Source organism: Sphingomonas sp. LC-1 (genome assembly GCF_025371035.1).
In the GTDB taxonomy this organism is placed as follows: Bacteria; Pseudomonadota; Alphaproteobacteria; order Sphingomonadales; family Sphingomonadaceae; genus Sphingomonas; species Sphingomonas sanguinis_E.
Genome location: NZ_JANZXB010000003.1, coordinates 413,908 through 435,523 on the forward strand (window position 1 = coordinate 413,908; position 21,616 = coordinate 435,523).

Here is a 21,616-nt window from a genome sequence, read left to right on the forward strand (position 1 = left end):
CCACCAGCTTCGCTGCTCCCCCTCCCCTTGCAGGGGAGGAAAAGTACGTGACCGCGAAGCCACAACGGTAGGCCGTCACAAACCGGTCATTACGCTGTCGCCATGATGTCACGCACCGGCCCCATGCGCCCGCCTCATTGGGTTAACGAGCCATTTGGGGGCGAAACATCATGGTGAAGTATCTGGTCGGTGTCGCGACGGTCGCGCTGATCGCACCCGGCGTCGCGGCGCAGGGGTTGCCCGCGCAGGCCGCTGTTACCGGCACGGCGAGCGACCCGGTGGTCGCCGACCCCATCACGACCGACGCCGATCAAGCGGGCGCGTCGGGTGACGTCGTCGTGCTCGGCTTCGGCCAGAGTCGTCAGGTGCAGACGATCACCGCCGCCGATCTCGACCGGCTGACGCCGGGCACCTCGCCGCTCAAGGCGATTTCGAAGCTGCCGGGCGTCAATTTCCAGTCCGCCGATCCGTTCGGCGCTTATGAATGGTCGACCCGCATCAGCTTGCGCGGGTTCAACCAGAATCAGCTCGGCTTCACCCTCGACGGCGTGCCGCTGGGCGATATGAGCTATGGCCCGACCAACGGCCTGCACATCAGCCGCGCGATCATCTCGGAAAACATCGCCTCGACCAGCGTCGCGCAGGGCGCGGGCGCGCTGGGCACCGCCTCGACCAGCAACCTCGGCGGCACCATCCAGTTCACCAGCCGCGCGCCGTCGGACACCGCCGGGATCGCCGCATCGGGCACCTATGGCAGCAACGACACCGTCCGCGCCTTTGTCCGTGCGGATAGCGGCGATCTGGGCGGTGGGCTCAAGGGCTATCTGAGCTACGCATATCTGACCACCGACAAGTGGAAGGGCTATGGCAGCCAGCGTCAGCATCAGGCCAATGCCAAGATCGTCAAGGATTTCGACACGCGCGGCTCGATCACTGGCTTCTTCAACTTCTCTGACCGTCGCGAGAACGACTATCAGGACCTAAGCCTCGATATCATCAAGCGTCGCGGTTATTATAACGACAACATCACCAACAATTATCCGCTTGCGATCCTCTATGCCAAGCAGGCGACCAACGGCGCGGCGGCGGCACGCTATGCGGCGGCCAATAACGGTTCGCTGGCCGGATTCACGGCGCCTTATGCGGGCGTGGCCATCGGACTGCCGAGCGGGATCGGTCTAGACGACGGCTATTATGACGCGGCGGGCCTGCGGCGCGACTATCTGGGTGGCGTGACCTTCGATGCCAAGCTGACCGAGGCGCTGTCGCTGACCTCGACCAGCTATTACCATCACAATAAGGGCCAGGGTTCGTGGATCACGCCCTATAGCCCGACCCAGCTGGGTGCGCCCAATGTGGACGGCACGCCGATCACCAACCCCGCGCCACTGTCGTTCCGCACGACCGAGTATAGCCTCGACCGCGCCGGCACGATCGCCAAGCTGGCGCTGACCACCGGCGCCAACAAGCTGGAGCTGACCGGCTGGTATGAGAGCAACACGCTGCATCAGGCGCGTCGCCTCTATGGCATGACCGACACCGCGACGCCGAACCGCAATGCGCTGGATTACCAGCGTAACCCGATGTCGACCACGTGGAACGGCAAATACGATACCGAGACGCTGCAATATTCGGTCGGCGACACGCTCGACATCGGCCAGCTGACCATCAATGGCGGTTGGAAGGGGATGCGCGTGCGCAACCAGGCCAATGTGCTGGCGGGCACGCTGGCGCGCGGCCGGATCAAGAGCCAAGACTGGTTCCTGCCGCAGATCGGCGCGGTGCTGCACCTAGGCAACCAGGCGGAGGTCTTCGCCAGCTATACCGAGAATATGCGCGCCTTCATCGCCGCCGCGACCGCGCCGCCCTTCTCGATCAGCCAGGCAGCGTTCAACGCGGTCGCCAACACCGTGCGCCCCGAAAAGTCCAAGACCGCCGAAGGCGGCGTCCGCTATCGCACCGGCGGCCTGCAGCTGTCGGCGGTGGGCTATTATATCGACTTCTCCGACCGTCTGCTGACCTATTCGATCGGCACCGCGATCCAGGGCATTCCGCCGACGCTGAACAATGTCGGCGGCGTCGAAAGCTATGGCGCGGAGGTCTCGGCCTTTTACCGCCTGACCTCGGCCTTCTCGGCACTGGCCAGCTATTCCTACAACCACGCGACCTATCAGCAGACGGTCCGCGACGGTTCGGGCAATCTGTTGGCCGAAAAGGGCCGCTATGTCGTCGACACGCCGCAGAACATGATCAAGGGCGAGCTGGTCTATGACGACAGCCGCTTCTTCGGCCGTGTCGGCGCGGATTACATGTCGAAGCGCTACTTCACCTATCTGAACGACCAGTCGGTCGATGGGCGCGTGCTGGTCGATGCCAGCATCGGCTATCGTTTCCCGGCGGAATGGGGCGGCTTCTCGATCGAGGGCAGCGTGACCAATCTGACCGACAAGCGGTACATCGCAACCGTCGGTAGCGGTGGCTACACCGCCAGCGGCGACAACCAGACGCTGCTCACGGGCGCGCCGCGCCAGTGGTTCGTGACGCTGAAGAAGGGGTTCTGAACCCAGCCGTCAGGCAGGCCCCTCCCACCGAGCGGAGGGGCCTGTTGAGGCTTTTACACCGCCCAGGCCGTAATGTCCGGCTGCTCGCCGATCAGCGCGAGGCCATGGGCGATCGAGGTCAGTTCGCCGCCGGTCGCGATCTTTTCGCCCCCAAAGCGCGCCTCGAACATCCGCCGGATCGCGGGCATCAACGAGGTGCCACCGGTCAGGAACACCTGATCGATCTGCTCCGGCCCGGTCGCCGCTGCCGTCAGCGCCCGGTCGACCGCCTGTTCGATCCGCACGAGATCGGGGGCAATCCAGCTTTCGAAATCCTTCCGGCTCACACCCGCCTCGATCGACAGGCCGCCGCCTTCGAACCGGAACCTTGCCTCCTCCGTCGCCGACAGGTCGCGCTTCACCTGTCCGACCGCGTCGTAAAGCCGGTACCCCTGTTCCTCCTCGATGATCGCGATCATCCGTCCGATCGCCTCCGGGTCGAGCGCGGAACGGCGCAGCTTCTCCAGTTCGGCCAGCGTCTTGCGGTTGCGCATCAGCGCAAGGCGCGACCAGTCGCCGAAATCGGCGAAATAGCCGCGCGGGATTTCCAGCACCTTGTCGAACGACCGATATCGGCCGCCCGCACCCAGCAGCGGCAGGACGAGGTGATCGATCAGCCTCTGGTCGAACCGGTCGCCGGCAATGCCGACACCGGCATGGCCCAGCGGCTCGCAACGCCGCGCGGCGCCGGGGGCGGCGATGCGGACAACGGAAAAGTCGCTGGTACCGCCACCGAAATCGGCGACCAGCACGGTCGCGGGCTCGGTGATCCGTGAGGCATAGCTGAACGCCGCGCCCAGCGGTTCGTAGACATAATGAATCTCCGCCCCCAGCCGCGCGAACATCGCATCGTAACGCTGGCGGGCGAGCGCTTCGTCGGGGCGGTGCCCGGCATATTCGACCGGCCGCCCGACGACGATCCGCGCCGCCTTCCCATCGAGCGTCCCGCCGCTGCGCACCGCCATACGGTCGAGAAAGACGCGGCCCAGCTCCTCGAACCGATAGCGTTTGTCGAAGACGGTGGCATGCTCGAACACGGGCGAGGCGGCGACCGACTTGAACGACTGGATGAAGCGGCTGCCACCCGGAAAGTCGAGATATTCGGCGATCGCCCAGGGCCCCGCCTCGACCTCGATGCCGTCATCCTCCCAGAAGCATAGCGCCGAGCGGAAGACGGGGTCGGTGGCTTGGGGGCCTTTCAGCGGCACCAGATGCGACTCGCCTCCATCGGCCCGTGCGACGACCGAGTTGGTGGTGCCGAAGTCGATACCGAGGACGGGGCGCGAAGTGTCGGTCATGCCGCGTCCGCTACACGATGTAGGGACGGAGGCGAGATTTTTATGGCTTGGCCGATGGGTCTTTTTGCGCTCCTGCCTCCCCCGGTTTCAAATCCGGCCAGCGGTCGAGCATCGCCGCGGTCACGCCGTTGGTCCAGCCGAACCCGTCCTGCGTCGGATATTCCCCGCCGCCGCCGGGCCGCCGCTCCTCGACGTCGTATTTCTCCAACAGCTTGCCCGTTTCGGCATAGGTGCGCGCGACCGTGGCGGTCCAGCGGCGGGCGATGTCCCTGGCCAGTCCCTGTTCGCCGTAGCGACCGAGCCCCTCGACCGCGACCCATTGCAGCGGGGCCCAGCCATTGGGCAAATCCCATTGCTGGCCGGTGCGAATGCCGGTGGTGCGCAGGCCGCCCTCGCCAAGCAAGGTCGCGCGGGTCGTGGCGGCGACCGCCTTGGCCTGGTCTGGGCTGGCATGGCCGACGAAAAGCGGAAAGAGCGATACCGCCGTCCGCGCCGGGGTGGGCCGCCGGGCGATCCGGTCCCAGTCGGCGAAGCGCCGCTCGGCCGCCACCCAGAGATAACGGTCGATCGCCGCCTTGCGCGCCGCCGCCAGCCGCCGGAAGCGCTGCGCGATCTCGCCGCGCCCCGCCGCCTGGGCGCGCTCGGCGATCCGGGTTTCGCTGAGACATAACAGGCTGTTGAGATCGACCGGCACGATGTCGGTCGTATGGATCGTCTCCAGCCGCATCGGATCGGCCAGCCAGCGCGAGCTGAAGTCCCAACCCGATTCGGCCGCGGCGCGCAGATCGCGTTGCACCACGCTGGCTGGGCGCGGTTTGGCCTTGAGCGCCGTTTCGCGGTCTTCGCGCCAGCTTTCGTCGCGCGGGGTGTCGCGCGCATCCCAATAGCGGTTGAGCAGACTGCCGTCGGGCATCCTCACCACATGTTCGCACGCCCCGCTGGCATCCAGACAGCGGCTGCCCGCCATCCAATAGTCATGCTCGCGGATCAGCGCGTTCAGCCGCCGCCCGGCCAGTATGGGGTCGCGATCGTCCGACAGGTCCAGCATCATCGCAAGGAAGGGCGGTTGCGACCGGCTGAGATAATAGCTGCGCGTGCCGTTCGGGATATGGCCGTAGCGCTCGACCAGATCGACGAAGTCGGCAAGCATCGCCTCGATCAGCGGGGTCTGGCCATCGGCCTTCAACCCCAGCATGGTGAAGTAGCTGTCCCAGTAGTAAATCTCCTGGAACCGGTCGCCCGGCACGACATAGCCATGATCCAGCCCCAGCGCGGACGATCCCGGTACCGGTGCGAAGGGCGCCCGACCGAGAATGGGCCAAAGCTCGCGGATGCGGTCGCGCAGTGGTGGCCGGGCCTGATCGTCGCCGCGCACCGAGAAATGACGGCGGACGAACGCGGTCAGCGCCGCCTTGCCCTGCGGCTTTTCGCGGGCATAGGCGGCAAGGATCGCCTCCGGCTTTTCGCGCGGAACCGCGTCGGCAAAGGTCTTGCCGTCGGGGAACACCTGCGCCTCCTGCACCGCACCGAAGAGCGGGCCGTAAATATCGGCGGGCGAGGGGGGCATGGCCTGCCCCTGAAGCAGCAGGGCGAGGGTGGGCATCAGGACCAGCGGGCGGAAGCGGGTGGCGATCATATCTCTCCTGTCTATTCTTTTGCGGCGGCGCGGGGGAGCAGCACGCAGGCGACCAGCCCCCCGCCTGGCGCTTCGTCCAGAATCAGTTCGCCGCCGTGCAGTTCGGCCAGTTCGCGCGCGATCGCCAGGCCGAAGCCGTGCCCGTCGCCGCGCTCGTCCAGCCGTGCGCCCGCCTGGGTCGCGCGGATACGGTCGGCCTCCGGAATGCCGGGGCCGTCATCGGTGATGCAGAGGCGGACCTGTCGTCCCTCGGCGGTTGCCGCGATCGATACCTTCGACCGGGCGTGGCGCGCGGCATTGTCGACCAGATTACCCGCCACCTCGTCCAGATCATGCGCGTCCATCGCGACGCTGACATCCTCGGCAGCCTCGGCGGAGATCGTGATTCCCCGGTCGGCATGGATGCGCGCAATCGCATGAGCCAGGTCGTCCATCGCGGGACGGAGCGCGGTGGACGACCTGCTCGCGCCAAGCTGCACCCGTGCGCGGGCGAGGTGGTGACGGATGGTGGCGTCGATCCGCGCCACCTGCTCGGCGCGGGGCGGATCGCCCGCCAGATCGAGCGCCAGTGTCGCCACCGGGGTCTTGAGCGCATGGGCCAGATTGGCCGCCGAGGCGCGCGCCGCCGCCAGCGCGCGTTCGCTGTCGGCAGTCAGTGCGTTCAATTCGGTGGCGAGCGGGCGGAGTTCGGCGGGCTGATCTTCATCGACGCGGGCGCGTTCGCCGGTGCGGATCGCGGCGACCTCCTCGCGCAAACGGCGCAGCGGGCGCAGGCCCAGGCGAAGCTGGATCAGGCTCGCCGCCGCAAGCAGTGCGCCCAGCCCCGCCAGCATCGCGAGCAGCGGCACCAGCGCCGCCCGGATCGGTCGCGCGACGACGGCGCGTGGGGCCGCGGCGGTGATCGTCACCGGCCCACGCAATGAGGGAATCGTGATCTGACGGGCATGAACGCGCACGCCCTGTTCGGTGTGCCCATCGGCGGGATGGGGTTGATCGACGGGGGAGGGAACCGGGGCGGGGCCCGGTGGCAGGGCGGGGGGTGGTCCGCCATCCGGCCCCGGTGGATGCGGTGGGAGGAGCGGGGGAAAGTCGCCCGATCCGATCATGCCGTCTGGCCCCGCAATCCGCCAGCGCCAGCCGGGTTCGGGTTCCAGCAGCCCGCGCCGCTGGGCAATACGGCCCCGGTCGACCGCCCCCCTGCCATCGACCGCCGAGGCGAGAACCGCGATTTCCGAATCGAGCCGCTGATCGAGCCCGCGCGTGACGATCCCTTCCAGCGCGCTCGCCAGTCCCCATCCGGCGATCAGGAGCGCGACGAGGATCGCGGCTCCGGAAATCAGGACCATCCGGGCATGGATCGATTTGGGGATCAACCGGGCGACGCTCACACCGCATCCCCGGCGGTCAGGCGATAGCCCATGCCGCGCACCGTTTCGATCAGGTCCGCGCCAATCTTCTTGCGCAGCCGACCGACGATCACTTCCAGGCTGTTGGAATCGACATCGGCGTCGCCTTCATAGACACGCTCCAGCAGTTCCAGCCGGGGAATCACCGCCTCCTTGCGCAGCATCAGCGCCGACAGCACCCGCCATTCGAAGGCGGTGAGTTTCAGTGGCAGGCCGTCCAGCTCGAACTGCCCGGTCTGACTGTCGAAGGAGAGGGGGCCGCAGGTCAGGCGCGGCTGGGCATGGCCCGCCGCGCGGCGAACCAGCGCACGCAGGCGCATGACCAGTTCCTCGACGCGGAAGGGCTTGGTCAGATAATCGTCGGCGCCCGCCTTGAACCCCGCCACTTTGTCCGACCAGCCGTCGCGCGCGGTCAGGATCAGCACCGGCAGCGCCCGCCCCGCCTCGCGCCAGGCCTTGAGCACGCTCATGCCATCGCCGTCGGGAAGGCCGAGGTCGAGCACGGCGGCGTCATAGAGTTCGGTATCGCCCGCATGGCCCGCATCGACGCCGCTGGTGAACAGATCGACCGCGCATTGTTCGGCGCGCAGCGCCCGCGCGATGGCGGGCCCCAGCGCGGGATCATCCTCGACCAGCAGAATTCGCATGACGTTTTCGTCTTCCCCTCATGGCCCCGCGTGCCGCTATCCTCGCACAGCTTAAACCCAATCTGAACCGCGTGGTTCAGCGGGCATCGGGCCGAATCACCTAGAAGGGGGCATCAACCAAGGAGATCGAACAATGTCTCGTTTCCATATCCCGACCCCCCGTTTGCAGGGCAAGGCTCCGCTGGCTGCGGCGGCCGCCGTGCTGATCGCACTGGGCGCGGGCGGTGGCGCTGCCGCCGTCTCGATGACCCGGCCGACCGTCACCATGGCGCCGTCCAACCCGACGCCGATCGCCAAGCTGGCCTCGACCAGCGGCGTTGTCACCGCCAAGGGGCGGGTGGCCGAAGTCTTTGGCGACCGCTTCGTGGTGCAGGACGCCACCGGCCGCGCGATGGTCGCCAGCAACCGTGACGCGATGCCCGCCGTCGGCAGCAACGTGATGGTGCAGGGCCGCTATGACGACGGCGTGATGCACGCCCAGTATCTGGTCAACCCGCAAGGGACGGTGACCCCGGTTGGCCCCCCGCCGCCCCCGCCGGGTGGTCCGCGCGGTCCCGGCGGCCCCGGTGGCCCGCGTGGTGACGGCCCGCCGCCGCCGCCCCCCGGTGGTCCGGGTGGTCCCGGTGGTCCGGGCGCACCGGGTGGCCCCGGCGCTCCTCTGCCCCCGCCGCCGGGTGGTTGCGCACCGGGTGCGGTGCCCCCGCCGCCGCCCCCGGTGAACGGTCAGGCCCCGCAGGGCGCCCCCGTACCGCCGCCTCCGCCGCCCGCCGGGGCTCCGGCTCCTGCTCCCACAGGCGCGGTCCGCCCGGCGCGGTGATCGGGGTTTGACGAAGACGCCCTCCGGCCTTGGTCGGGGGGCGTTTTCGTTTGGGGCGAGGGTGGGGCGTGGCCTTCGACTTCGCTCAGGCAGAACGGAGGTTGGGAGTTGGACCCTGCACTTGCTCCGTTCAGCCTGAGCGAAGTCGGAGGCCAAGGGAATCCGGGGCTCAAAAGGAACCTTCGCCCCTTTGACCCTTTAGCACCCCATGCGCTGGCTTCGATCGCTCGACATTCCGGCCGAATGGCTGTGGCTTCAACACGTGACGATCATTGCGGTCGCGATCCTGATCGCGGTGCTGGTCCACAGCGTCGCGATGCGGATCGCGGGGCACGCCGCGCGGCGGACCGCCAGCCAGAGCGACGATCTCGTCCTCGCCCATATCCGCCAGCCCTTGCGCTGGGTGGCGATCGCCATAGCGGTCAGTTTCGCGATGCGCCTCGTCCCCATGTCCAGCGACGGGCGGGAGATATGGCGGCAGGTGCTGGGCTTCTCTGTGCCGGCGCTTCTCGGCTGGCTGGCGGTGGCGGGGCTGCGCGCGCTTCAGGGCGTCGTCTACCTGCGCGCCGACATCAGCGTCGAGGACAATCTGCGCGCCCGGCGAAAGCGGACGCGCGCGCAGATATTGGGGCGGATCGGCATCTTCCTGATCGTGTTCCTGACCGTCTGCCTGATGCTGTTGAGCGTGCCGGGCATCCGCACCATCGGCGTCACGCTGATGGCCTCGGCGGGTATTGCGGGCCTGGTCGTCGGTGCCGCGGCACAGCCCGCGCTCAAGAACCTGATCGCGGGCGTGCAAATGGCTTTTACCGAGCCGATCCGCCTCGACGACGTGGTCATCATCGATAACGAATGGGGACGGATCGAACAGATTCACCTGACCTTCGTCGTGGTGCGCATCTGGGACGAGCGGCGGCTGGTCGTGCCGGTCGCCAAGTTCCTGGAGAACAGCTTCCAGAACTGGACGCGCGAGACCAGCCAGTTGCTGGGATCGGTCTTCTGGTATCTCGACCCGTCGGCGGACATTCCCCGGTTGCGTGAGAAGATGGGCGAACTGGTCGAGGCGAGCACGCGCTGGGACCGGCGTTTCTTCAACATGCAGGTGACCGACGTGAAGCCCGATTCGATCGAGGTGCGCGGGCTGATGACCGCGCGCGATGCGGCGATCGCGTTCGATCTGCGCTGCGAGATTCGCGAGGGGCTGCTGGAATATATTCGGCGCGAAATGCCGGAGGCACTGCCCCGGCGGCGGTTGGAGCATCAATCCAATATTCCTCCCCGGCACGGGGAGGGGGACCAGCCGCAGGCTGGTGGAGGGGGCGTGCCTCTAGGTACGTCCTAAACGGCCATGGCCCCCCCCCCCCCCCCCCCGGCGGGGCCCCCCCCCCCCGGGGAGGATCAGGACGCCGCCGCCTCGATCGCCTTGGCTTCGTCCTTCGCCCCGTCCCCGCGCAGCGCGGCCAGGAACAGTTCGCACCACCAGAACACGTCTTCGCGCCGGACATTGTCGATCAGGCTTTCCCAGCGACGGATGCGTTCGTCGCGCGGCATGGCCAGAGCCTGGACGATCGCATCGGACATTTCCTCGGCGCTATAGGGGTTGATGAGGACCGCGTCCTTCAACTGCTCGGCCGCGCCCGCAAAGCGTGACAGGATCAGCACGCCGGGATCCTCGGGGTCCTGCGCCGCGACATATTCCTTGGCGACCAAGTTCATCCCGTCGCGCAACGGCGTCACCAGCCCGATCCGCGCCGCGCGATAGATGCCCGCCAGCACCGGCCGCGGAAACCCCTTGTTGACGTAACGGATCGGCACCCAGTCGATATCGGCATATTCGCCGTTGATCCGCCCCGACAGCGCATCGAGATTGGCGCGGATCTCCTGATAGGTGTTCACCTTCTCGCGGCTGGGCGGTGCGATCTGGAGCATATAGACCAGCGCGCGCCGTTCCGGATTCTGCGCGAGAAAGCGTTCGTAACCCAGGAAGCGCTCGGCCAGCCCCTTGGAATAGTCGAGCCGGTCAACCCCGACGATCAGGCTGCGGCCGGTCGCCGACATATACATGCGTTCGCGCGCGAAACGGGCGTCGTGGCCGCTGGCGGCTTCCTCGAACTCCTTGGTTTCGATGCCGATCGGCGCGCGGATCGCCTGGATGGTGCGGCCGTTCCACGTCACCGCGCCATTCTCGCCCAGCGTACCGCCCAACTCCTTGGTCACATAGTCGCGGAAGCTGTCCAGCCAGTCCTCGGTATGGAAACCCACCACGTCATAGGCGAAGAGCGATTCCACCAGCTTGCGATGGCTGGGGAGCGACATCAGCAGCCGCACCGGCGGCCAGGGGATGTGGAGGAAGAAGCCGATCCGGTTCTTGAACCCCCGCTTGCGCAGGTCACGGCCCAGCGGGATCAGGTGATAGTCATGCACCCAGACCAGATCGTCGGGCTCGATCAGCGGCTGCACCGTATCGGCGAAACGCTCGTTGACGCGCGCATAGCCGGAGTCGAAGTCGCGCTCGAACTCGGTCAGGTCGATGCGATAATGGAAGAGCGGCCACAGCGTCCGGTTGGCATAGCCGTTATAATATTCGTCGATATCCTGCTCTTCCAGGTCGATGGTCGCGGTGGTGACGCCGCCGCCCTGCTGGAAGTTGATATGGCCGCTGAATTCCTCGGTGGTCTCCCCCGACCAGCCGAACCAGATGCCGCCCTGTTCGCGCAGGGCGGCAAGAAGTGCGACCGCCAGCCCGCCCTGATTTCCGCCCGGCCCGGTGGTGGGCGGCTGGACCCGGTTCGAGATGACGATCAGGCGACTCATCGCACGGCACTCCATGGTTTACTCAGCAGGACGGCGCAGTTGATCAGGCCGACCAGCGAATAGGTTTGCGGATAATTCCCCCACAGCTCGCCCGTATTCGGGTCGATATCCTCGGACAGAAGCCCGGCGGGGGTGCAGCGCGCCACCATCTCCTCGAACAGCGCGCGGGCATCGGCATGACGCCCGGTCACATATAACGCTTCAATCAGCCAGAAGGTGCAAACGTTGAACGCGGTATGGGGCAGGCCGAAATCATCCTCGGTCGCATAGCGCAGCATATGGCTGCCCCGCCGCAGCCCCTTTTCCACCGCGTCGAGCGTCGAGCGGAAACGGGGATCGTCGGGCGACAGGAAGCGCAGGTCGAGCAGCTGGATGATGCTGGCGTCCAGATCGTCGCCGCCGAAGGTCGCCGACATGCGCTGCGTTTCGGGGCGCCACGCCGCCTGCTCGATCGTCTCGCGCATCAGGTCGGCGCGCTCCTGCCAAAAGGCACGCCGCTCCTCCAGCCCCAGCGCCTGTGCGGCATTGGCCAACCGGTCGCACGCGGCCCAGCACATGGCGGCGGAATAGGTGTGGACATGGCTCTTGGTGCGCAACTCCCACAGCCCCGCATCGGGCTGGTCGTACTTGGCCCAGGCGCGCTCGCCGACGCGTTCCAGCGAGTGGAAATCCTCGACCCCCGACATGCGGAACAGCCGCGTGTCGAAGAAGGCCTGCACATCGGACAGCACGATCTGGCCGTAAGCATCGTGCTGAATCTGCTCATAGGCCTGGTTGCCGACCCGCACCGGACCCATGGCACGGTAGCCGGGGAGCTTGGTCTCGATCCGCTCGACCAGGGTCGCCTCGCCGCCGACGCCGTAGAGCGGCTGGATATGCCCGCCGCGTGCGGCGTCTACGATGTTGCGGAGATATTCGAGATACCCCTCCAGCACGTCGAGCGCGCCGAGCCGGTTGAGCGCTTGCACGGTGTAATAGGCGTCACGAATCCAGCAGTAGCGATAATCCCAGTTACGCCCCGAATCGGCATGTTCGGGCAAAGAGGTGGTTAGCGCGGCGACGATCGCGCCGGTTTCCTCATGCTGGCACAGCTTCAGCGTGATCGCCGCGCGGATGACGACGGCCTGCCACTCGACCGGGGTCGCAAGCCCGCGCACCCAGTGATGCCATTCATGCGTCGTGCGCTCCAACATGGCACGGCTCGCCTCGCTCAGCACACCCGCGAAGCTCTCGTCCGGGCCCAGGAACATGTGGATGGGGCGTTCCAGCCGGAACCATTGTTCGGCGGCGATATGGCCGACCGGCGCGTCGGTGGTCAGGCGCAGCGTCTGCTGCGTCATCAGATAGCGGATATGGTTGGACCCCTGCGTCCGCTCGGTCGGGGTACCCCAGTCGGTCGCGACGCGAAGCGCGATGCGGATGCGGGGCGAGCCGATGGGGCGCACGATCCGCACATAGCTGGTCGGGCGATAGACGCGGCCCTCGCGCGAGAAACGCGGGCAGAAATCGGTGATCTCGATGCCGTTGCCCCTGTCGTCCATATGGGTGGTGACCAGGATCGGGGTGTTGCGCAGATAGCCTTGCGTGGTCGAGACCCGGTCCTCCAGCTCGATCGACCAATAGCCCGTCTCCGGATCGCCATCGCCCAGCAGCGCGCAAAAAGCCGGGTCGCCATCGACCCGCGGCACGCAGCCCCAGACGAAACGCCCGGTCGCGTCGATCAGCGCCGAGACCTGGCAATTGCCGATCGGCCAGAGGTTCATGTCCTGTTGCATTATTCGGCATTCTCCAGCGCTTGGGCGAGCCATGAGTGGACGGCGGCGACATCGGGCAGGCGGTAGCGGGCGGCGGTCTGACGCATCGGGCCGACCAGCACGCCGGCACCGCCCAGCGCGGCGGCGGCGGCGAAGCCGTCCTCGTCGGTCACGTCGTCACCGAAGAAGATGGGGATGGTGCCGCGCATGGTGGGACTTTCCATCAGCGTCTCGATCGCCTGGCCCTTGTCGCCGGGCAGGCGGATCTCGACCATCATCTTGCCGGGTTGCAGGGTCAGGCCATGGCGTTCGGCGATCGCGGTGGCTTCGCGCAGGGCGAGGGGCTCTGCGCCCGGGTTGCGGCGGTAATGCAGCCCAGCGCCGAAGCTCTTGGTTTCGAAATACAGGTCGTTCGCTTCGGCCACCGCGCGCATCTCCTCGGTCGCGGTGGCGAGATGGTCAGGCTTTTTGGGTTGGCTATGGCCGTGCTCGGGGCTGCGGCGCTCGGCGCCGTGGCTGCCCGCCAGCGTGAAATGCTGCGCCTGCGGGCCGAACAGCGCATCGAGTTGCGCGATCGAGCGGCCGCTGACGATGGCGAGGCGGCCGGGCATATGCGCGGCCAGCGCGTCCAGCCGATCGGCGAGCGCGGTGCTGACATGCACCCCCTCGGGATTGTCGGCGAGGTCGACGAGCGTGCCGTCGAAATCGAGGAAAAGGCTGTCCTCGGCGGACAGGCGGGGCGGGGGCGGGGCGAGGTCGGCCAGCATGGGCGAGAGCATAGCGGATGCGGACATGCCAAGTGAACCCATCCCCGCCGCTCACGTTCCGCTGCGCATGCGAAATGATTACAGTTGATGTCCCTTCCTCCCCTGCAAGGGGAGGTGGCAGGCCGCAGGCCTGACGGAGGGGTGTCACCGGTTGCGAGGAGGGACGCGGTCATCAGTGGGGATACCCCTCCACCAGCTTCGCTGGTCCCCTCTCCTTGCAGGGGAGGAACAAGAAAAAGGGCCGGCGATCGCTCGCCAGCCCCTCATTTTCGAACCGTACAACCGGGCCTTAGTAGACCCGCTTCTTCGGCTTGATATACTCGATATCATCGGTCAGCGTGTAATCATGGACCGGGCGATAGTCGATTGCGACATCGCCGCCCTTGCCGCCCCAGCCGTCGAACGTCGCGACGGTGTGCTTCATCCAGTTGGCGTCGTCGCGATCGGGGAAGTCCTCGTTCACGTGGGCGCCGCGGCTTTCCTTGCGGTTCAGCGCCGACTCCATCGTCACGACCGCCTGGCTGATGAGGTTGTCCAGCTCCAGCGTCTCGACCAGATCGGTGTTCCAGATCAGCGAGCGATCCTTGATCCCGATGTCCTTCATCCGGTCATAGGTCGCGCGGATCATCTGGCGGCCTTCGGTCAGCAGCTCGTCGGTGCGGAACACGGCGCAGTGGCGCTGCATCGTCTTCTGCATCTCGCTGCGTACCGACGCGGTGGTCGAGCCGCCAGCGGCGTTGCGGAAGTGATCCAGGCGACCCAGCGCCAACTCTTCCGAACCCTTGGGCAGCGGCGCATGCGGCGTGCCGGGCTTCAGCGTGTCCTTGATGCGCAGGCCGGTCGCACGGCCGAACACGACAAGGTCGATCAGCGAGTTGGAGCCCAGGCGGTTCGCGCCGTGCACCGACACGCAGGCCGCTTCGCCAACCGCGAACAGGCCGGGGACGACCGAATCCGGGTTGCCGTCTTTCAGACGGACGACTTCGCCGTGATAGTTGGTCGGAATGCCGCCCATGTTATAGTGGACGGTCGGCGTAACGGGCAGCGGCTGGCGGGTCAGGTCGACACCGGCGAAGATCTTGCCGGTCTCGGTAATGCCGGGCAGGCGCTCGGCCAGCACCTTCGGGTCGATATGGTCGAGGTGGAGGTAGATATGATCCCCCTCCTTGCCGACGCCGCGCCCTTCGCGGATTTCCATCGCCATCGAACGCGACACGACGTCGCGGCTGGCGAGATCCTTGGCCGACGGAGCATAGCGCTCCATGAAGCGCTCGCCCTCGGAGTTGGTGAGGTAGCCGCCTTCACCGCGCGCGCCCTCGGTGATGAGGACGCCCGCGCCGTAGATGCCGGTCGGGTGGAACTGCACGAACTCCATGTCCTGGAGCGGCAGGCCCGCACGCAGCACCATGCCGCCGCCGTCACCCGTGCAGGTGTGTGCCGAGGTGGCCGAGAAATAGCAGCGGCCATAGCCGCCGGTCGCCAGCACGACATTGTGCGCGCGGAAACGGTGGATCGAGCCGTCTTCCATGCACAGCGCGATCACGCCGCGGCAATTGCCCTGCTCGTCCATGATCAGGTCGAGCGCGAAATATTCGATGAAGAAGTCCGCGTCATACTTCAGCGACTGCTGGTACAGCGCGTGCAGCATGGCGTGGCCGGTCCGGTCGGCGGCGGCGCAGGTGCGCTGCGCAGGGGGACCTTCGCCCATATTCTGCATCATGCCGCCGAAGGGGCGCTGATAGATCTTGCCTTCTTCGGTACGGCTGAACGGCACGCCGGCGTGCTCCAGCTCGTACACGGCGGCGGGCGCCTCGCGGCACAGATATTCGATCGCGTCCTGGTCGCCCAACCAGTCCGATCCCTTGACGGTGTCGTACATGTGCCAGGTCCAGTGGTCCGGACCCATGTTACCGAGCGAAGCGGCGATGCCGCCCTGGGCGGCGACGGTGTGGCTGCGAGTCGGGAACACCTTGGTGATGCAGGCGGTCTTCAGACCGGCTTCTGCGATGCCCATGGTGGCGCGCAGGCCCGAGCCGCCCGCACCCACGACGACGGCGTCATAGGTATGGTCGATGATCTTATAGGCGGCAGCGGACATTATGCAGCGGCTCCGAAGGCGATCTTGAGGATCGAGAAGATGGCGACGGCGGCGGTCGTGAAGACGAACAGGTTCATGACGACGAGCATGGCGACCCGGTTCTGGTCCTGCTCGTAATCCTCGATCACGACCTGCAGTCCGAGGCGCATGTGATAGAAGACCGAGGCGACCAGCATCGCCATCGGAATGGCGGCCCAAGGATTGGCCAGCCACAGCCGCATCGCGGCATAGTCATAGGAGGGCTGGCGCAGGATCGAGATCAGCAGCCAGACGACCAGCAGGAAGTTCGAGCCCGCCGTCAGGCGCTGGTTCAACCAGTGATGGGTGCCCGACTTGGCCGAGCCCAGGCCGCGCACGCGGCCGATCGCGGTTCCGGAACGCATCACTTGATCCCCAGATAGAGCCAGAAGGCCACCGTCATCACGACGGCGAAGACGATGGTGGCTTGCGCCTGACGCTTGTTCGACTTCAGTTCGAAGCCCGCGCCGACATCCATGAACAGGTGGCGGATGCCGTTGGCCATGTGCTGGAACAGGCAGGCGGTCAGGCCGATGCCGACGACATAGCCGATGATGTTGAGCCCGCCCGACTCGACGGTGAAGACGTCGCGGAAGGTCGCATAGCTTTCCGGCCCGGCGGCGACGGCGGCCAGGAACCAGACAAGCAACAGGGTGCCCACGGTCGCCATGCCCGTGCCGGTGGCACGGTGCAGGATGGAGACCAGCATGTTGGGACCCCATTTCCAGATCTGGAGATGCGGGGAAAGCGGGCGTGCGGTGTTGCGGGCGGCCAAGGGCAGATCCTCGAACAATCAAAAGTCGGGCTGGTTTGCGGATATGCCTATGGTGAAGACGCCGCCAGGATGCAAGCCGTGAGACTCCGTTTGGAAATTCGCGGTAAGCGAGTTTTGGGCGACAATGGCGTTCCCCGGGCTTCGAAATCGCTTCCGAACGCATTTTGGTGGCGACGAGGAAGCAATCCGACCGGATAACACCCCCTTAACCCTTTTCGCGCAGGATAGACGGGAAAGATTCGAAGCATTTCGAATGGGGGAACCACGTCTTGGACTTCGACCTGCCACCGCCCACGGTCATCACGGCGAATATCGACCTCGACGCGCGGGTCCGTGCCTTTGACGGCGGCGACCGCTCGCTCGTTCGCCTCGCCGCCGAGCTCTGGCCGGTGATCGAGCCGCGCGCCGACGAGGTGACCGACGCCTATTGGAATCACTGGCGCCTGACCAATCCGGGCCGCCCGGAATGGACACCGCTCGATCGCGAGCGCCAGCTGGTCGCGGGCCGCGCCTATCTTCGCAACCGCTTCTGCGATGTCGCCGGGCGGGAATGGGTCGAGTCGCTGGGCCGGGCCATCGCCTCCGCCTATGCCGGCGGGGTGGCGCCGATGGAGGTGCTGGCCATGTCCTGCGCCAGCGACCGCGCGGTGCTGAAGATCGTGCTGGAGGAAATGGGCGAGGATGATCCACGTCGATTGATCGCGATCGATACGCTGCTGCGGGTTTACGGCATGGAGACCGAACTGACGGTCGAGCTGTTCGCGGGCTTTGCAAGCTGGTGCGCCGAGCGTCAGCGCGAGCGGCTGGCGGGCGACTTCCGCAACGGCATCGCCGCGGTGGTGGAAACCGCGTCGGTCGGCGGACAGGATTTGCGGCGCCAGGCGCAGGACGCCTCGCTGTCGACCCGCGGTATGCTGGGCAAGTCGAGCGAGGTGGCCGCCGCCGCCGAACAGTCCGCCGTCGCGATGCGCGAAGCGGCGCAGACTGCCGCCGGGCTGATCCGCGCGATCGAGGATGCGCGGACCGAGGTCGATCAGGCCGCCGATGTCGCCAACCGCGCCGCCGACCAGGCGGGGCAGGCGGTCGGCATGTCCGAGATGCTGTCCGACCACGCCAAGTCGATCGAATCGATCCTGGGCCTGATCCGCGATATTGCCGGACAGACCAATTTGCTGGCGCTCAACGCCACGATCGAGGCCGCGCGCGCCGGCGATGCGGGCCGGGGCTTCGCCGTGGTCGCGCAGGAGGTGAAGAGCCTCGCCAGCCAGACCGCGCGCGCCACCGACGACATCGCCACCAAGATTGCCGCGATCCAGGCCGCGACCCGCTCGACGGTCGAGACCAATGCGTCGATCAAGGCGACGGTCAATGAGGTACAGGCTTCTGCCGAGCGGATCCGCCATGCGATGGAGGCACAGGCGCAGACGGTGACCGCGATCACCGCCGCCGTCGACGAAACCGCGCTGGCCGCCGACTCGATGTCGCACACCATCGCCGCGATCCGTCAGGATACCGAGCATGTCGCACAGGAGATTGACCGGGTCGGGCGCGGCTTCGACAATCTCGACACGCAACTGGGCGAGTTGAAGACCAGCGCGACCCAGTTCGTGGCCCGCGTCGCCGCGTAATTCCGCTTTTCTCCCGGCGCGAAGTGGGGGGGGAGCTGGGGGGCTTGCGATAGCGCGACATGCCTCCGTTGGAGCGTTGCCCTGACATCTCCCCTCGCAGGGTGAGGAAGTCGGGATGCCGGTTGACGCATCCGCCCGCGCCCGGCACGGGCGGGGTATGACGACGATATTGGTAACGGGGAGCAGCCGCGGCATCGGCGCGGCGATCGCCACGGCGCTGGGCGAACTGCCCGGCGTCCGCGTGCTGGGCCATGGCACGCGCAGCGGCATCGCCGAGGACCTGTCCCAACCGGACGCGCCCGCCAGGCTATGGGCGGCGGCGCTGCAGCAGGCGGGCGGGGCGATCGACATATTGGTCAACAATGCCGGTATCTTCGAGGCAAGTCCGCTCGACGCGGACGACTGGTCCGAAAGCTGGGCCCGCACCATGCAGGTCAATCTGACCGCGTCGGCGGAGCTTTGCCGCCTGGCGGTGCTCCACTGGCAGGAACGCGGCGTCGGGGGACGCATCGTCAACATTGCCAGCCGCGCCGCCTATCGTGGCGATTCCCCGTCGCACTGGCATTATGCCGCGTCCAAGGGCGGCATGGTTGCGATGACCAAGACCATCGCGCGGGGCTATGCGGCGCAGGGGATTCTCGCCTTTGCCGTATGCCCGGGTTTCACCATGACGGGCATGGCCGACGATTATCTGGCCAGCCGGGGCGGCGACAAGCTGCTCGCCGATATTCCGCTCGGCCGGGTGGCATCGCCAGAAGAGGTCGCCGCCGCCGTCCGTTTCCTGTGCACCGATGCACCGCCATCGATGACCGGCGCGGTCCTCGACATCAATGGAGCCAGCTATGTCCGCTGACAGCTGGAAGCTGACCCTGCCCTGCACCCGCGACGAGGCGGAGGCGATCGACGCGGCCGACGATCTGGCGATCGATGCCGTCATCATGACCACCGAGGAGGTGGAGGACGACCGCGAGCATTGGCGGCTCGACGCCTATTTCGAGGCGGAACCCGATTCGGCGACCATCGACGCGATTCGCGCCCTGGTGCCCAGCGCGGGCGACCATCCCGCCACCGTCGAGCATTTGGCGGCGCAGGACTGGGTCACGATGAGCCAGGCGGGGCTGGAGCCTTTGTCGGTCGGGCGCTTCTTCGTCCATACCGGTGACGAGGCCGTGCCCCAGGGGAAGCGCGGGTTCCACATCCCGGCGGGCCGCGCCTTCGGCACCGGGCATCACGAGACGACCAGCGGCTGCCTCGCCATGCTTGATGCCATGGCCGGGGAACCGGTGGCGAATGCGATCGATGTCGGCACCGGCACCGGGTTGCTCGCCTTCGCCGTGCGGCATCTCTGGCCGAGTGCGAAGGTGGTGGCGACCGATATCGATCCCATCGCGATCGACGTGACGGCCGAGAATGCCGCGATCAACGGCGTCGATGGGGTGGAACTGATCGTCGCGGACGGCGCGCTGGCCGACCCGATCATGGCCGCATCGCCCTATGACCTTGTCATCGCCAATATCCTGGCCGGGCCGTTGATCTCGATGGCGCCGGAACTGGCGGCGATCGCCGGCCCCGGGGCGACCCTGGTGCTCGCCGGACTGCTGGAGACGCAGCGCGCCGATGTGGTTGCGGCCTATGAGGCATGCGGTTGCGCGCTGGAGACGGTCGATCGGCGCGGCGACTGGAGTGTGTTGCGGTTGCGGGCAGCCAAAGAGCGGTTCGTGCCCAACGCTCCGTTCGATCCCAAGGGGCGCGACGGCTGGGCGCTCGATATTTGACCGTCGTCCCGCCTCTCGGGCATAACCCGCCCAAAGACACAAGGAGAGGTCATGGCATCGACGATGGTCGAACTGGAACGCCGCCGCGCGGCCGCGCGGGCCGGTGGTGGCGAGAAGCGCGTCGCCGCGCAGCACGCCAAGGGCAAGCTGACCGCGCGCGAGCGGCTCGACGTGCTGCTGGACGAAGGGAGCTTCGAGGAGCTCGACATGTTCGTCGAGCATAACTGCACCGACTTCGGCATGACCGAACAGATCGTCCCCGGCGACGGCGTGGTGACGGGTTCGGGCACGATCAACGGGCGGCTGGTGTTCGTCTTCAGCCAGGACTTCACCGTGTTCGGCGGCTCGCTGTCCGAACGCCATGCGCAGAAAATCTGCAAGATCATGGATATGGCGATGAAGGTCGGCGCGCCGGTCATCGGCCTGAACGATTCGGGCGGCGCGCGCATCCAGGAGGGCGTGGCGTCGCTGGGGGGCTATGCCGAGGTGTTCCAGCGCAATGTGCTGGCCAGCGGCGTGGTGCCGCAGCTTTCGCTCATCATGGGGCCGTGCGCGGGCGGCGCGGTCTATAGCCCGGCGATGACCGACTTCATCTTCATGGTGAAGGACTCGAGCTACATGTTCGTCACCGGCCCCGATGTGGTGAAGACGGTGACCAACGAGGTGGTGACGCAGGAAGCGCTGGGCGGTGCGGTGACCCACACGACCAAGACCGGCGTCGCGGATGTGGCGTTCGAGGACGATATCGAGGCGCTGCTGGCGGCGCGCGACTTCATCGACTTCCTGCCCGCCAACAATCGCGAGGGCGTGCCAGAGCGGCCGACGGCGGATGCGTGGGACCGCATCGAGGAAAGCCTCGACACGCTGATCCCCGCTTCGGCCAACCAGCCCTATGACATGCACGAGCTGATCGCCAAGGTCGTGGACGAAGGCGATTTCTTCGAGGTGCAGCCGGCCCACGGCGCCAACATCATCACCGGCTTCGGCCGGATCGAGGGGCGGACGGTCGGCTTCGTCGCCAACCAGCCGATGGTGCTGGCGGGGGTGCTCGACATCAATGCCAGCCGCAAGGCGGCGCGCTTCGTGCGCTTCTGCGATGCGTTTGAGATTCCGATCGTGACCTTTGTCGACGTACCCGGCTTCCTGCCCGGTACGAGCCAAGAGCATAACGGCATCATCAAGCATGGCGCGAAGCTGCTCTTCGCCTATGCCGAGGCGACGGTGCCGAAGATCACGGTCATCACGCGCAAGGCCTATGGCGGCGCATACGACGTGATGGCGTCCAAGCACTTACGCGGCGACCTCAACTATGCCTGGCCGACCGCCGAGATCGCAGTGATGGGGGCCAAGGGCGCGGTCGAGATCATCTTCCGGGGCAAGACGCCGGAAGAAATCGCCGAACGCACCGCCGAATATGAGGCGCGCTTCGCCAACCCGTTCGTGGCGGCGTCCAAGGGCTTTGTCGACGAGGTGATCCAGCCACATTCTACCCGCAGGCGGATCGCGCTGGGCCTGCGCAAGCTGCGCAACAAGGACCTCGCCAATCCGTGGAAGAAGCATGACAACCTGCCGCTGTGAGCTGC

The 21,616-nt window shown here is 66.8% G+C and carries 17 protein-coding genes; 7 read left to right on the forward strand and 10 right to left on the reverse strand.

Annotated elements, in window-relative coordinates; translation table 11 throughout:
* Positions 1–170 precede the first annotated feature (170 nt).
* Positions 171–2,561: a TonB-dependent receptor gene (locus NZL82_RS06825; protein ID WP_261269015.1), complete on the forward strand. Its 2,391-nt coding sequence runs from the start codon at positions 171–173 to the stop codon at positions 2,559–2,561.
* A 53-nt stretch (positions 2,562–2,614) separates the two neighbouring features.
* Here the strand turns inward: NZL82_RS06825 and NZL82_RS06830 are convergent, their stop codons facing one another.
* The 4 genes from NZL82_RS06830 to NZL82_RS06845 are packed head-to-tail and all read right to left on the reverse strand — an operon-like array spanning position 2,615 to position 7,587.
* Positions 2,615–3,898 carry an Hsp70 family protein gene (locus NZL82_RS06830; protein ID WP_261269016.1) on the reverse strand — a complete coding sequence of 428 codons (1,284 nt, stop codon included), beginning with the start codon at positions 3,896–3,898 and terminating at the stop codon, positions 2,615–2,617.
* Positions 3,899–3,938: 40 nt separating this feature from the next.
* Positions 3,939–5,534, reverse strand: a complete 1,596-nt coding sequence (gene treF / locus NZL82_RS06835) for an alpha,alpha-trehalase TreF (protein WP_261269017.1) — start codon at positions 5,532–5,534, stop codon at positions 3,939–3,941.
* 11 nt (positions 5,535–5,545) lie between these two features.
* Positions 5,546–6,880 (reverse strand): ATP-binding protein, encoded by a 1,335-nt coding sequence (locus NZL82_RS06840; RefSeq protein WP_261269018.1) that lies wholly within the window; start codon positions 6,878–6,880, stop codon positions 5,546–5,548.
* A gap of 38 nt (positions 6,881–6,918) precedes the next feature.
* On the reverse strand, positions 6,919–7,587 hold the full coding sequence (locus tag NZL82_RS06845; protein WP_261269019.1) for a response regulator transcription factor: 669 nt from the start codon (positions 7,585–7,587) through the stop codon (positions 6,919–6,921).
* Positions 7,588–7,720: 133 nt separating this feature from the next.
* On the opposite strand from NZL82_RS06845, the gene NZL82_RS06850 reads away from it, so the two are divergent.
* Both NZL82_RS06850 and NZL82_RS06855 read left to right on the forward strand, forming a co-directional pair.
* A complete protein-coding gene (locus NZL82_RS06850) occupies positions 7,721–8,404 on the forward strand; it encodes a hypothetical protein (protein ID WP_261269020.1) in 684 nt (227 codons plus the stop codon).
* A gap of 208 nt (positions 8,405–8,612) precedes the next feature.
* Positions 8,613–9,746: a mechanosensitive ion channel family protein gene (locus NZL82_RS06855; RefSeq protein ID WP_261269021.1), complete on the forward strand. Its 1,134-nt coding sequence runs from the start codon at positions 8,613–8,615 to the stop codon at positions 9,744–9,746.
* A 56-nt stretch (positions 9,747–9,802) separates the two neighbouring features.
* Here the strand turns inward: NZL82_RS06855 and NZL82_RS06860 are convergent, their stop codons facing one another.
* The 6 genes from NZL82_RS06860 to sdhC form a co-directional block, all read right to left on the reverse strand.
* Positions 9,803–11,218: a trehalose-6-phosphate synthase gene (locus tag NZL82_RS06860; protein ID WP_261269022.1), complete on the reverse strand. Its 1,416-nt coding sequence runs from the start codon at positions 11,216–11,218 to the stop codon at positions 9,803–9,805.
* Positions 11,215–12,981, reverse strand: a complete 1,767-nt coding sequence (locus NZL82_RS06865) for a glycoside hydrolase family 15 protein (protein WP_405051349.1) — start codon at positions 12,979–12,981, stop codon at positions 11,215–11,217. The genes NZL82_RS06860 and NZL82_RS06865 overlap by 4 nt, the downstream gene beginning before the upstream one ends.
* An 11-nt stretch (positions 12,982–12,992) precedes the next feature.
* Positions 12,993–13,766 carry a trehalose-phosphatase gene (otsB, locus tag NZL82_RS06870; protein ID WP_261269024.1) on the reverse strand — a complete coding sequence of 258 codons (774 nt, stop codon included), beginning with the start codon at positions 13,764–13,766 and terminating at the stop codon, positions 12,993–12,995.
* Positions 13,767–14,028: 262 nt separating this feature from the next.
* Positions 14,029–15,837: a succinate dehydrogenase flavoprotein subunit gene (sdhA, locus tag NZL82_RS06875; protein ID WP_261269025.1), complete on the reverse strand. Its 1,809-nt coding sequence runs from the start codon at positions 15,835–15,837 to the stop codon at positions 14,029–14,031.
* Complete coding sequence (gene sdhD / locus NZL82_RS06880; RefSeq protein ID WP_261269026.1) at positions 15,837–16,220, reverse strand: succinate dehydrogenase, hydrophobic membrane anchor protein; 384 nt, start codon at positions 16,218–16,220, stop codon at positions 15,837–15,839. The genes sdhA and sdhD overlap by 1 nt, the downstream gene beginning before the upstream one ends.
* On the reverse strand, positions 16,220–16,630 hold the full coding sequence (gene sdhC, locus NZL82_RS06885; RefSeq protein WP_261269027.1) for a succinate dehydrogenase, cytochrome b556 subunit: 411 nt from the start codon (positions 16,628–16,630) through the stop codon (positions 16,220–16,222). The genes sdhD and sdhC overlap by 1 nt, the downstream gene beginning before the upstream one ends.
* Positions 16,631–16,899: 269 nt before the next feature.
* On the opposite strand from sdhC, the gene NZL82_RS06890 reads away from it, so the two are divergent.
* From NZL82_RS06890 to NZL82_RS06905, 4 genes are all read left to right on the forward strand, one after another.
* Positions 16,900–18,258, forward strand: a complete 1,359-nt coding sequence (locus NZL82_RS06890; RefSeq protein WP_261269028.1) for a methyl-accepting chemotaxis protein — start codon at positions 16,900–16,902, stop codon at positions 18,256–18,258.
* Positions 18,259–18,415: 157 nt separating this feature from the next.
* A complete protein-coding gene (locus NZL82_RS06895; RefSeq protein ID WP_261269029.1) occupies positions 18,416–19,111 on the forward strand; it encodes an SDR family NAD(P)-dependent oxidoreductase in 696 nt (231 codons plus the stop codon).
* Entirely contained in the window at positions 19,101–20,033 is a 933-nt protein-coding gene (locus tag NZL82_RS06900; RefSeq protein WP_261269030.1) for a 50S ribosomal protein L11 methyltransferase, read from the forward strand. The genes NZL82_RS06895 and NZL82_RS06900 overlap by 11 nt, the downstream gene beginning before the upstream one ends.
* A 51-nt stretch (positions 20,034–20,084) precedes the next feature.
* Positions 20,085–21,611 (forward strand): acyl-CoA carboxylase subunit beta, encoded by a 1,527-nt coding sequence (locus NZL82_RS06905; RefSeq protein ID WP_261269031.1) that lies wholly within the window; start codon positions 20,085–20,087, stop codon positions 21,609–21,611.
* The last annotated feature ends 5 nt before the right edge of the window (positions 21,612–21,616 follow it).

Bases quoted from the DNA above. Each gene is read 5' to 3' on its own strand.
- NZL82_RS06825 (WP_261269015.1), top strand. From the start codon at position 171: ATGGTGAAGTATCTGGTCGGTGTCGCGACGGTCGCGCTGATCGCACCC.
- NZL82_RS06830 (WP_261269016.1), bottom strand. From the start codon at position 3,898: ATGACCGACACTTCGCGCCCCGTCCTCGGTATCGACTTCGGCACCACC.
- treF (WP_261269017.1), bottom strand. From the start codon at position 5,534: ATGATCGCCACCCGCTTCCGCCCGCTGGTCCTGATGCCCACCCTCGCC.
- NZL82_RS06840 (WP_261269018.1), bottom strand. From the start codon at position 6,880: ATGGTCCTGATTTCCGGAGCCGCGATCCTCGTCGCGCTCCTGATCGCC.
- NZL82_RS06845 (WP_261269019.1), bottom strand. From the start codon at position 7,587: ATGCGAATTCTGCTGGTCGAGGATGATCCCGCGCTGGGGCCCGCCATC.
- NZL82_RS06850 (WP_261269020.1), top strand. From the start codon at position 7,721: ATGTCTCGTTTCCATATCCCGACCCCCCGTTTGCAGGGCAAGGCTCCG.
- NZL82_RS06855 (WP_261269021.1), top strand. From the start codon at position 8,613: ATGCGCTGGCTTCGATCGCTCGACATTCCGGCCGAATGGCTGTGGCTT.
- NZL82_RS06860 (WP_261269022.1), bottom strand. From the start codon at position 11,218: ATGAGTCGCCTGATCGTCATCTCGAACCGGGTCCAGCCGCCCACCACC.
- NZL82_RS06865 (WP_405051349.1), bottom strand. From the start codon at position 12,981: ATGAACCTCTGGCCGATCGGCAATTGCCAGGTCTCGGCGCTGATCGAC.
- otsB (WP_261269024.1), bottom strand. From the start codon at position 13,766: ATGTCCGCATCCGCTATGCTCTCGCCCATGCTGGCCGACCTCGCCCCG.
- sdhA (WP_261269025.1), bottom strand. From the start codon at position 15,837: ATGTCCGCTGCCGCCTATAAGATCATCGACCATACCTATGACGCCGTC.
- sdhD (WP_261269026.1), bottom strand. From the start codon at position 16,220: ATGCGTTCCGGAACCGCGATCGGCCGCGTGCGCGGCCTGGGCTCGGCC.
- NZL82_RS06895 (WP_261269029.1), top strand. From the start codon at position 18,416: ATGACGACGATATTGGTAACGGGGAGCAGCCGCGGCATCGGCGCGGCG.
- NZL82_RS06900 (WP_261269030.1), top strand. From the start codon at position 19,101: ATGTCCGCTGACAGCTGGAAGCTGACCCTGCCCTGCACCCGCGACGAG.
- NZL82_RS06905 (WP_261269031.1), top strand. From the start codon at position 20,085: ATGGCATCGACGATGGTCGAACTGGAACGCCGCCGCGCGGCCGCGCGG.